Source organism: Nitratireductor sp. GCM10026969 (assembly GCF_042660605.1).
Lineage (GTDB): Bacteria > Pseudomonadota > Alphaproteobacteria > Rhizobiales > Rhizobiaceae > Chelativorans.
In genome coordinates this window covers 1-11,264 of record NZ_JBHSUM010000139.1, presented here as the reverse complement: position 1 = coordinate 11,264, position 11,264 = coordinate 1, and the positions used below count along the sequence as shown (strand labels likewise).

The window sequence follows — 11,264 nt, the reverse complement described above, 5'->3', positions numbered from 1 at the left end:
TGCTCCGGTTCAGCAGCCCGCCGCGCGCGTGGATAACCCTGCACCCCGTCCCGCGCCCGGCGCACGGGTGCGCCGGGAGGCGCAGCCGACTTTTCTCGAGACGGGCGAGTTTACCCTTCCCCCGCTGCATCTGCTCGCCGAGCCGAAAGCCACCAGCAAGGATTCCAGCCTGTCCAAGGACGCACTGGAGCAGAATGCGCGGCTTCTGGAGGGCGTGCTCGAGGATTTCGGCGTCAAGGGCGAGATCATCCATGTGCGGCCCGGCCCGGTGGTCACGCTCTACGAGCTGGAGCCGGCGCCGGGCATCAAGTCCTCGCGCGTCATCGGCCTTGCCGACGATATCGCCCGCTCCATGAGCGCCATCGCCGCCCGCGTGGCGGTTGTGCCGGGGCGCAACGCGATCGGCATCGAGCTGCCCAACTCCAGCCGCGAGACGGTCTATCTGCGCGAGCTCCTGGCCAGCCGCGAATTCGAGACGACAAGGACGCGCCTGGCGCTGACGCTCGGCAAGACGATCGGCGGCGAATCCGTGATCGCCGATCTTGCCAAGATGCCGCACCTCCTGGTGGCCGGCACGACCGGCTCGGGCAAGTCGGTGGCCATCAACACCATGATCCTGTCGCTGCTCTACCGTATGAACCCGGAGCAGTGCCGGCTGATCATGATCGATCCCAAGATGCTGGAATTGTCCGTCTACGACGGCATTCCCCATCTCCTCAGCCCCGTCGTCACGGACCCGAAGAAGGCCGTGGTGGCGCTCAAATGGACCGTGCGGGAGATGGAGGACCGCTACCGCAAGATGTCCAAGGTGGGCGTGCGCAACATCGAGGGTTTCAACCAGCGCGTGGCCGCCGCGAAAAAGAAGGGCGAAGCCATCACCCGCACCGTCCAGACCGGGTTCGACCGGGAGACGGGCGAGGCCATCTACGAGACGGAGGATCTGGATCTCGAGCCGATGCCCTTCATCGTCGTCATCATCGACGAGATGGCGGACCTCATGATGGTCGCCGGCAAGGACATCGAGGGCGCGGTGCAGAGGCTTGCGCAGATGGCGCGTGCGGCAGGTATCCACGTCATCATGGCCACGCAGCGCCCGTCGGTGGACGTGATCACCGGCACGATCAAGGCCAACTTCCCGACCCGCATCTCCTTCCAGGTGACGTCGAAGATCGACAGCCGGACGATCCTCGGCGAGCAGGGCGCGGAGCAGCTTCTCGGCATGGGCGACATGCTCTACATGGCCGGGGGCGGGCGCATCCAGCGCGTGCACGGCGCCTTCGTCTCCGACACGGAGGTCGAGGAGATCGTGGCGCATCTGAAGATGCAGGGTGCACCGGCCTATCTGGAGGCGGTGACGCAGGAAGACGAGTTCGATTCGGGCGGTGACGGCGGCTCGAGCGGCAACCTCTCGGATTCGGCCGACCCCTACGACCAGGCGGTCGCCGTGGTGCTGCGCGACGGCAAGGCGTCCACCAGCTACATCCAGCGCCGCCTCGGCATCGGCTACAACCGCGCTGCCTCCATCATCGAGCGCATGGAGCAGGAAGGCATCGTCGGCCCGGCAAACCATGCCGGCAAGCGCGAGATCCTGGTGCCCACGGAGAACGAGGAGGTCTGAGGCGGGAAAGACCGCCGCCCTCGCCGGCAGACCGCCAAGGAACGCCCGGGGCGCGGCGGGCGTTCTATCCAGAAGCCCAATTTCGGCCCCCTTGCGGGCATAACGTCCCGTGCAACGATGAACGATACCGGAAAGTCAGGCAACATGACGATCTCCATCATCCGCGACACGAGGATCTCGGGCTTCGCCCGGCACATCCTCTTTGCCGCCGTCGTCGCGTGCGCCGCACTCGCGGCCGGCGCGGCCCATGCCCAGTCGGACGTCGCGCAACGCATCGCGGAGCATTTTTCCAGCATGCGCACGATGACCGGCGAGTTCGTGCAGTTCGGCCCGCGCGGTGAGCAGAGCGGCGGGAAGTTCTATCTCGAGCGGCCGGGCAAGATCCGCTTCGATTACCAGGGGGATGCACGGTTCCGGGTGGTCTCCGACGGGACGAGCGTGATCCTGGAAAACAGGAAGATGAACACGGTCGACATCTATTCGCTCGGCCAGACGCCGTTGAAAGTACTTCTGGCCGACAGGATCGACCTGTCCGGGAGCAAGGTGCAGAGCGTCGACGTCCAGGAGGACGTGACGACAATCCGCTTCGTCGACAAGAAGCTCTTCGGCGATACGACGATCACGATGATGTTCGATTCCGACTCGTACGAACTGCGACAGTGGACGGTGACCGACGCGCAAGGACGGGACACCACCGTGATGCTGTTCAACGTCCAGCGCGGCGTGACGTTCGACCCGAGCGTGTTCCACATCGACTACCGTCGCGTGAACGAGATCAACCGCGCCAACAGCAACCGCAACTGACGGGCCGCCGCGGCACGCGTGCTTGCCAGGGAAGGCTACCCCGCGCTATTGCCGGCTCTTGACCGAACAAAGAGCCGGAATCAGCGCCAAATGCCCCTGAAAATCGCCTCCTGGAACATCAATTCCGTGCGCCTGCGCCTGCCATTGGTGCAGCGCTTTCTCGAGGAATATCAGCCCGACGTCCTGTGCCTGCAGGAGACGAAGTGCCCGGACGACCAGTTTCCGCTCGCAGCCTTCCGCAAGCTCGGCTACGGGCACATCGAGATCCACGGCCAGAAGGGCTATCACGGCGTGGCGACGATCTCGCGCCGGCCCATGACGCTGGTCGAAAAACGCGGTTTCTGCGGCATCGGCGACTGCCGTCACGTCTCGACCTCGGTCGATTTCGAGGGCAAGCGAATCCTCCTGCATAATTTCTACGTGCCGGCTGGCGGCGACGAGCCGGACCCCGAGGTGAACGCCAAGTTCCGCCACAAGCTCGATTTCCTGGACGAGATGCACGACGTGCGCCCGGCCGAGGTGGCCGACACGGCGACCGTTCTGGTGGGCGACCTCAACATCGCGCCGCTCGAGACGGATGTCTGGTCGCACAAGCAGCTTCTCAATGTGGTCAGCCACACGCCCGTGGAGACGGACGGTCTGAACGCGGTGCGCGACAAGGGCGGCTGGGTCGATCTGGTGCGCCGGCATGTCCCGCCGGAGGAGAAGCTGTTTACCTGGTGGAGCTACCGGGCGAAGGACTGGGAACTTTCAGACCGCGGCCGCCGGCTGGACCATATCTGGTCGTCCGCGAACCTCGCGCCGGCGCTTGCGCGCGTGGATGTCCTGCGCGATGCGCGCGGCTGGGAGCGGCCGTCCGACCATGTGCCGGTGATCGCCGAATTCGGCTAAACCCTCGGGCTTTCACCGCAACGTGACTTTTCATTGAAGCGCGACCACCGCTACGTTTGCCGGAGAAAATGACACGACGCGCCGGCGGAGGCAGATCGAGCGACGGATGGCAAAGGCATGAACTCCTGCATTGCGCAGATGCGTGACGGCGCGCTGAGACTCGCACTCGTGCTGCTCGCACTCATGATGCCGCTCCACGCCGTTGCCGGGCAGAAGGTCGCCGGTGTGGTCGAGCTGTTCACCAGCCAGGGCTGCAGCTCCTGCCCTCCGGCGGATGCGCTTCTGGCGGAGCTCGCGGAGCGCGACGATATCGTCGCGCTCGCCTATCACGTGGACTATTGGGACTATCTCGGCTGGAAGGACGCGCTGGCGACGGCGGAGAATACGGCGCGACAGCGCTCCTATGGGGAGCGTCTCGACAATTCGGTCTATACGCCGCAGATGATCATCAACGGCTACCGGAACGTGGTGGGCTCACGCCGCAAGGAGGTCCACGCGGCAATCAAGCAGGGGCGGGAAGACGGCGAGGCTATGCAAGTCGATGTCCGGCTTTCCTCCAGTGACGGCAGCTTCTTCGTCGATATCGGCGATGCGCCTGCCGCTTCCACCGGTGCGCATATCGTCGTCGTCTACTTTCGGCCGCGCGAGGTCGTGACGATCGGCGGCGGCGAGAACAAGGGCCGCTCGATCGACTACCGCAACATCGTCACCAGCTTCCAGACCGTGGGTATGTGGCACGGGAAGGCGATGCGGCTCGAATTGCCCAAGAGCGAGATGATGAAGAAGGGTGGCCACTGTGCCGTCCTGCTGCAGGTTCACGATGCGCAGGGGCGGCCCGGGCCAATCCTCGGGGCGGCGCATTCGGGCGAGGACGGCTGGTAGCCGGCCGTTCCTTCTTCATGGAATGATCTGCGGTCTTTCGCTGGTTGGAACACCCTGGCCGGCGGAAAGTGCGTTCCTCCGGCGCAGCCTCAACCGACCCCCACATACCGGTGCACCAGTTCCGGCTCGCGGCGCAGACGCTCGACACCCACGGTCTCGCCGGTTCTGCCGTTCTCGATGAAGGTCACGCGGTCCGCGATGGGCAGCACCGCATCGACCCTTTGCTCGACCAGCAGGGTGGAGACGCCCTCTTCCCGTAGGGTCGCGAGGGTGTCGCGTATGCGGGCGATCATGGCGGGCATCAGGCCCTCGGTCGGCTCGTCCAGCAGCAGCACGTCCGGCTCCAGGCACAGCGCCCGGCCGATGGCCAGCATCTGCTGCTCGCCGCCCGAAAGGGTGCCGGAGCGCTGCTTCAGCCGTTCGCGCAGGATGGGAAACAGGCCGAGCACGCGCTCGCGCGTGGCTGCGCCCCTGTTTCGCGCCATCAGGCCGATCTCGAGATTTTCGGCGACGGTGAGTTCGGCAAAGAGGCGGCGCCCCTGCGGGACATATGCCACGCCCGTCTTCGGAACCGCGTGCGGTGGAAGGTGCGTCAGCTCCGTTTCGCCCTTGGCGATGCTGCCGGCGCTCGCTGGCTGCAGTCCCATGACGGCCTTCAGCGCCGTCGTCTTGCCGGCACCGTTGCGCCCGAGGAGGCAGTGCACTTCGCCGCGGCGCAATTCGAGCGAAAAGCCGTGCAGGACCTGCACGTCGCCATAAAAGCAGTCCACGTTCTGAAGCTTCAGCGCCACGGTCATCTCACCCACCCAGATAGGCCTCCTGAACGGCCTTGTCGGCACGGATCTCGACCGGCGTGCCTTGCGAAAGGATGCGCCCCTGATCCATGACCGTGATGCGTGCGGCAAGCGCCATGACCACGTCCATGTTATGTTCGATGAGGAGCACCGTGCTCTCCCGGCCGACCTCGCGCACCAGCGCGACGAAGCCTTCGATCTCGGCATCGGAAAGTCCCTGGGTCGGCTCGTCGAGGATGAGGAGCCGGGGCTCGAGCGCCAGCGCCATGGCCAGTTCGAGCAAGCGCTGGTGCCCGTAGGCGAGCGCGCCGGCGCGCCTCTCGGCAGCGGCGGACAGACCGACCCTTTCGAGCGCCGCCATGGCGCCTTGCCTCAGAGCGCGGACGGACGGCCGGGCCGAGCGGTCGAGCAGGTGCCGCTGCACGGCGAGCACCACATTGTCGAGGACGGAAAGGCCGGAAAAGACGCTCGTGATCTGGAAGGTATAGGCGATGCCGGCGCGCACGCGCCTGTGTGCGGGCAGATGGGTTATGTCCCGGCCGGCGAAGCGGATGCTGCCGGAGTCCGGCCGGATGCGGCCGCAGACCAGATTGACGAAGGTGGTCTTGCCGGCGCCGTTGGGGCCGATGATGGCGTGGGATTCGCCCGCGGGCAGGGTGAAATCGACATTGTCGACCGCCTTCAGGCCGCCGAAGGCACGGCTCAGCCCGGCGGTCGCCAGGAGCGGCGTCACGGCAGCCATGACAGCCACCTTTCGCGCACCGTCCCCATGATGCCCTTGGGGAAGTAAAGGATGAGCAGGATGAGGGCGACGCCGACCAGCAGCATGTAGGCGCTCGTATAGCCGGAGGCCGTGTCGACGGCGTAGAACATGAACAACGTGCCGACCAGCGGGCCGAGCGTGGTCGCCGCGCCGCCGGCCAGCACCCATAGAAGCGGCAGGATCGAATACTGGATGGTGGCGAAGCCCGCGCCGACATAGCCGAAGAGCACGGCATAGGCCGCCCCCGCCGCCGCACAGATGACGCCGGAAACCACCACGGCCGCCAGCTTGTTTGCGAAGACGTCGTAGCCCAGCATGCGCGTGCGTTCCTCGTTCTCGCGGATGGCGATAAGCGAACGGCCGAAGGCGGAGCGGACGAGGAAGAGGCTGACGGCGAGCACTGTGGTGAAGAGCGCCAGCGCCGTCATGTAGCGCACGGTCGGGTCGGTGAGGCTCAACCCGCCGCCGGGAAAGGCGAGCATGCGCGCGGCCTGCGGCAGCACGAGGCCCTCTTCGCCGCGCGTATGATCCGTGAAATAGAGCGCCGCGAGATAAAAGACCTGCGCGAACATCAGCGTGACGATCATGAAGGCGACGCCGGCCGTCCTGAGCGCCAGGAAGCCGACGACCAGCGCCAGGAGGGCGCCCGCCATAAGCCCGGCGGCAAAGGCCGGCCACACGCTCCAGCCCCAGTGATAGATGGTCAGTCCCGCGCCGTAGAGGCCGGCGGCGAAGAACATGGCGTGGCCGAGACTCAACAGCCCTGCATATCCGAAGGTGACGTTGTAGCCCATGGCGAAGACGGCCAGCACCATGACGCGGGCGAAGACGCCGTGGTGATAATCCGGCAGCAGAAAGCCGAGCGCGAAGAGGAGAAGGATGATGGCGGCATGCAGCCACAGGCTCCTTGTGTTTCCGCCCGTCATCGTGCCGTCGTCCCGAAGAGGCCCTGCGGGCGGAAGACGAGCACCAGCGCCACCAGGAGGGTGGCCAGCATCTTGGCGAGCGTCGGTGAAAAGAACATGGAGATGATGCCGTCGGACAATCCGATGAACACGGCGGCGACCACCGTGCCGCGGAGCGAGCCCAGTCCGCCGATGATGACGACGATGAAGGAGAGCAGCAGCGGATCGAGGCCCATCAGGTAGTGCGCCTGGCGGATGGGCACGACGAGCACCGCCGCGAGGGCCGCCAGCGCGGCACCGGCGGCGAAAACGCCCGCATAGACCCGGCCGACGGGGATGCCGAAGGCCTGCGCCGTCTCGCGGTCGTACTGCGTGGCGCGCATGACAAGGCCGATCCGCGTGCGGGTCAGAACGAACCAGGTCGCCAGCATGAGCACTGCCGATGCCGCGATGACGGCGAGCTTGTAGGCCGAGTAGCCGAACCAGGGCAGGTCCAGCCGCATGTCGAAGGGCGCCTGAACGGGCCGTGCCTCGGGGCCGTAGAAGGTAAGCGCGAGCTGTTGGATGATATAGAGGAGCCCGATCGTGGCGACGATGGTGGCTTCCGGCGCGTAGTTCAGCCGCCTGAGCACCAGCCGATCGGCGATGAAGGCAACGCCGGCCACCACCAGCGGGCTCGCCACCAGGGCGAGGAGGAAACCGAGGGCGGGATGGCCGCCCACCAGGCTCGCGAACCACCAGGCGAGCACCGCGCCCAGCATGTAGAACTCGCCATGGGCGACGTTGACAACGCGCATCACCCCGAAGACCAGCGACAGACCGAGCGCCGTGAGCGCCAGCACGCCCGCCATCACCAGGCCTTCCAGCGTCGCAAGGAGGAGATAGGGACCGAAGGCCATTCAGAGCGAGTCCGCTGCGGTTTCGAGAGAGTTCTTGCCGGATGTGGATGGGCCGGGTTTTCTGCCTTGGACCGTTCTCACGGTCTCACGGAAACAATGGAGCGATCCACCCGTTTGTTTTCGTGCGATTGCGAAGGGGAAACCCGGGATCCGGGATGACGCGGCGGCGGATGGCTCCGCATATTCCCTCCGGTTCTAGAAAGACATGGTCGTATAATCGGCCTCCGGTTCGTAGAGACCGTCCTCGATCGCGGTGCGGTGCACGACGTCGAGCCGGCCGCCGTTCACCTGGCTGATGCACTGCTCTCCAAAAACCTGATGGATCTTCCCGTTGAAGACCTTCCGGCCTTGCGGGTGCCGGCGGCCGGCGGGGAATTCGGCCATCGCCTCCGTGGCCTCGATCAGCTTCGTGCGGTCCTGCGGACCCTGATAGCCGGCTGCTTCCATGGCGGCCTTGACGACGTAGAGCGTCTCCCAGCAACCGAACATGTGCCCGGCCGTGGAGACGTCGTTGGGATCGTTGACGCTGGCCCCGTTCTCGTCGATGCCGACGGCATCCCGGTAGAAGGCTTCATAGTCGGGCATGTCGGGCTGGGCGTAGCGGGGCATACCCTCCCAGAAGTGGCTGCCGTCCAGGAATTCCAGCCCGGGGCTGTCGATGGCGACGGCTTCCAGCGAATCGATGAAGCCGAAAAGCTGCGGACCGCCGGAGCCGAAGAACTGGCCCATCTCCTTGACGAAGGTGAGCACCGCCGGACCGACCATGACGTGGTAGATCACCTCGGTGTCGCGCGGAATCTGCGGGAAATAGCGGGTGAACGAGGTCTCCGTCGGCGGGATCGGCACCTTGGCGACCACCTCGCCGCCCTGGGCCTTGATCGCCGGCTCGAAAAAGTCGCGGTGGTCGTGGCCGAAGGCATAGTCGGGATAGACGAGGGTGACCTTCTTGCCGAGGTTCTCCGCGATCCATGGCGCCACCGAGCGTACCTGCGCCTTCACGTCCGTGATGCCGGGCTGCACGCAATAGCGGTTCAGCCTGCCCGAGGCCACGTGATAGCCCTCACTCACCACGTAGTAGGGGATCTTGAGTTCCCCCGCCATCGGCGCGGAGCCGACGACGACGTGCGAAAAAAGCGTGCCGTAGACGAGGTCCACCCGGTGCTGGTTGGCGAATTTCTGCACCACCTCGGAGCCGCGCGCGGGGTCGGTTCCGTCATCCTCGATGACGATCTCCAGCGGGCGGCCGTTGATGCCCCCTTCCTCGTTGATCAGCCGGGCGGCGGCGTTGGTCACGCGCTCGTACCAGCGGCCATAGGCGGCGCCGATGCCGGTGCGGTGGCACTGAAAGCCGATGCGGATCGGCTCGGCCGATTGCGCCTGCGCATAGCGCACGAAGCCGGGAGCCGCTGCCAGGCCGGCGGCTGCGCCGAGCCCTTTCAAGGCGCTCCTGCGTGTGACGGGTCCGCCGCTCACGCGCATATTGGAAATCTTGTTCATGCCGGCTCCCTCTCGCCACTGGTTGCAACCGGGCGTTTGGCGGGCCGGTCCGCCCGCCATGTGCGTGAACTAGCTAAAACACCCGCCGTGCCCTGGCAATAGCGTCCGGGTTCAGCCGGCGGTCGGGGTGGAGAGCAGCCACAGGCCGAAGACGGTGTAGCCGACCATGAGGACCGTGATGGGCAACTGGCCGAGGGCGGCGCGGCGGGCCGAGCCGTGCAGTCTGAAGGCGATGGCGTGCGCGAGGACGACCGCCAGTACATGGCCGCCGATGATCGCCGCCGCCTGCGCGTTCCAGATCCACCATGCCGCCTCGGCGCCGAGCACCACACCGGCTCGCACATGGGGCACCGCCGTGCCGAAGAGGTCCCAGCCGCGGAAGAACGGATCGGACATGGCCGCGAGCGCGTACTGGCCGTTGACGAGAAGCGCCGTGAGGTAGTGCGCGAAGTGATAGGCGAGCGCGATCGGAACGATGGACCAGACGAGGAGGCCTGCCGCGCGTTTGAGATCCCGGCCGCCGACCAGCCGCTCGCCCGTCCAGACCGCAAGCGCGAAGGCGCCGGCGAGCGTCAGGGTCATGACCGCGAGGCCGAAGATATTCTCCGTCATGAGGGTCGAGCGCCCGGGAAACTCCAGCGGATTGACGCCGATTGCGCCAAGCCAGAAAAACGTTCGCATGAAGCCGTCGAAGGAGACCGAGCCGAGAGCGAGCAGCAGGAAGGCGACGCCGCTCGGCGGCAGCGGCTCCGCCTCCACAAGCTTGCCGCCGGGCGGGCAGAGGCCGAGGCTGAAGCCCTTCGGCGTCGGCCGTCCCTCGAACACGGAAAGCCGGGCCAGCATGCGATAGAAGACCGACAGGAATTCCATGCGGCTTGTCCAGCCCGCGAAGCCGAACAGGCATATGCCGGCAAAGGTGAAGAGCCAATAGGCAAGGGCGGCGGCCGCCAGGCGCGCCGGGTCGTCGGGTGCCGGATAGACCAGCTCGAACCAGGCGAAGGCGAAGAAGAGCAGCAGCACAGGGCGGTATGCCAGCGCGTCCGGCAGGCGCAGCCAGCCCGTTTCCGGCAATCCAAGCCGCACGGCAAGCCGCCATGGCCCATACCACGGGTTGAGCCAGGCCCACAGATTGCCGAGGAGGCCGTGGGCCAGCGTGAGCCCAACCCACACCAGTGTCCAGACCGTGAGCGGCAGCGGATTGGCCAGCGGATCGCGGCTGCCGGTTGCCCCGGCGTAAAGCAGAAGGGCGAAAACGAGAAACGAAAGAAAGCTGATTGTCGCGCGCCCATCAAAAGGTGGACTCGCGATCCTGAGACGCCTGGCGCCGAAGCGAAGCAGCGGTTCCGGCGGCAGGAGAACAAGCACGAGAAAGCTGAAGGCGACCGCCGCCGCTCCGCCGAGCGCATAGTACTGGGTCGGCAGAAGAAGCACGTGCCCGCGTTCCGAAGCATGGGCCAGCGCCGGCAGGCTGGTAACCGGCAGGAAGAGAAGCGGGCCGATTGAAACGGGGATGGCTTTGATGCGGACGACGTTACTCATGCCGTCTATCTGGCCGAGGCACAAGACTTTGAAAAGCGGCCCGCGCGCGCTCGCCGGGAATTTGCGAGACGCTGACTTCTGAACTCATCTCCTGCAGGTCGGCTCAGGAAGGCCGTCATCCCGGAAAGCCGAAGGCTTGTCCGGGATCCATTCCGGATCGTCGATGAGCCACGGAAAGGATCCCGGCCGCTCCGCCCATTCGACGGGCTCACGGGCCGGGATGACGCGGTGATCGATGGATCAAATGCCCAGGATGCCCTTGGCTTCCTCGAGCGAAGTCATGGACGCGTCGTGGTCGCCGGCCTGGTGCTGCTGCTCACCCTGGCTGCGCAGCTCCATCACCCTTGCCCGTTCCTCTTCCGAGAGGCTGGCGTCGGGCAGCGCGGCATCGATCTCCGCCATCAGCGAGGGGCAGGAATGGGCGAGGGCCGCAGCCGGGAAGGCGATAAGCGACAAGGCAATCAATACGGAACGCAACATCGTGTCCTCCTCATCTCGGCGCGGCACCGCCGCGCGAGGAAGACGTTATCGCCGGTCAACGAGGCTGTGAAGGTGTGGCAGAGTCACGATTGCGCGATCCGCGACTGTGCGGCCGTGGGTTGAGGTCCCGCCTCCGCCCCGGCCTCGCGATCGGCCCGCGGCAATGCCTCGCCGACCCCGAGGCGCGCGGCA

At 66.1% G+C, this 11,264-nt stretch carries 11 protein-coding genes; 4 read left to right on the top strand and 7 right to left on the bottom strand.

Annotation, left to right across the window (positions count from 1 at the left end):
- The 4 genes from ACFP9U_RS20120 to ACFP9U_RS20105 form a co-directional block, all read left to right on the top strand.
- Nucleotides 1-1,618: DNA translocase FtsK (locus tag ACFP9U_RS20120; RefSeq protein WP_378624189.1), on the top strand; the 1,618-nt coding region annotated here is incomplete at its 5' end.
- A 144-nt stretch (nt 1,619-1,762) separates the two neighbouring features.
- Entirely contained in the window at nt 1,763-2,422 is a 660-nt protein-coding gene (locus tag ACFP9U_RS20115) for an outer-membrane lipoprotein carrier protein LolA (RefSeq protein ID WP_378624187.1), read from the top strand.
- Nucleotides 2,423-2,512: 90 nt separating this feature from the next.
- Nucleotides 2,513-3,313: an exodeoxyribonuclease III gene (xth, locus tag ACFP9U_RS20110; protein WP_378624184.1), complete on the top strand. Its 801-nt coding sequence runs from the start codon at nt 2,513-2,515 to the stop codon at nt 3,311-3,313.
- 117 nt (nt 3,314-3,430) lie between these two features.
- Nucleotides 3,431-4,195: a DUF1223 domain-containing protein gene (locus ACFP9U_RS20105; RefSeq protein ID WP_378624181.1), complete on the top strand. Its 765-nt coding sequence runs from the start codon at nt 3,431-3,433 to the stop codon at nt 4,193-4,195.
- Between the two features lie 89 nt (nt 4,196-4,284).
- Here the strand turns inward: ACFP9U_RS20105 and ACFP9U_RS20100 are convergent, their stop codons facing one another.
- The 7 genes from ACFP9U_RS20100 to ACFP9U_RS20070 form a co-directional block, all read right to left on the bottom strand.
- Nucleotides 4,285-4,992, bottom strand: a complete 708-nt coding sequence (locus tag ACFP9U_RS20100; RefSeq protein ID WP_378624193.1) for an ABC transporter ATP-binding protein — start codon at nt 4,990-4,992, stop codon at nt 4,285-4,287.
- Between the two features lies 1 nt (nt 4,993).
- On the bottom strand, nt 4,994-5,722 hold the full coding sequence (locus tag ACFP9U_RS20095) for an ABC transporter ATP-binding protein (protein WP_378624191.1): 729 nt from the start codon (nt 5,720-5,722) through the stop codon (nt 4,994-4,996).
- Nucleotides 5,719-6,678, bottom strand: a complete 960-nt coding sequence (locus ACFP9U_RS20090) for a branched-chain amino acid ABC transporter permease (RefSeq protein ID WP_378624179.1) — start codon at nt 6,676-6,678, stop codon at nt 5,719-5,721. Before ACFP9U_RS20090 ends, ACFP9U_RS20095 begins: the two co-directional genes overlap by 4 nt.
- Entirely contained in the window at nt 6,675-7,556 is an 882-nt protein-coding gene (locus ACFP9U_RS20085) for a branched-chain amino acid ABC transporter permease (protein ID WP_378624177.1), read from the bottom strand. The genes ACFP9U_RS20090 and ACFP9U_RS20085 overlap by 4 nt, the downstream gene beginning before the upstream one ends.
- A gap of 195 nt (nt 7,557-7,751) precedes the next feature.
- Nucleotides 7,752-9,053 carry an ABC transporter substrate-binding protein gene (locus ACFP9U_RS20080; protein WP_378624175.1) on the bottom strand — a complete coding sequence of 434 codons (1,302 nt, stop codon included), beginning with the start codon at nt 9,051-9,053 and terminating at the stop codon, nt 7,752-7,754.
- A gap of 111 nt (nt 9,054-9,164) precedes the next feature.
- Complete coding sequence (locus ACFP9U_RS20075; RefSeq protein ID WP_378624174.1) at nt 9,165-10,592, bottom strand: hypothetical protein; 1,428 nt, start codon at nt 10,590-10,592, stop codon at nt 9,165-9,167.
- A 240-nt stretch (nt 10,593-10,832) separates the two neighbouring features.
- A complete protein-coding gene (locus ACFP9U_RS20070) occupies nt 10,833-11,072 on the bottom strand; it encodes a hypothetical protein (protein ID WP_378624173.1) in 240 nt (79 codons plus the stop codon).
- Nucleotides 11,073-11,264 lie beyond the last annotated feature (192 nt).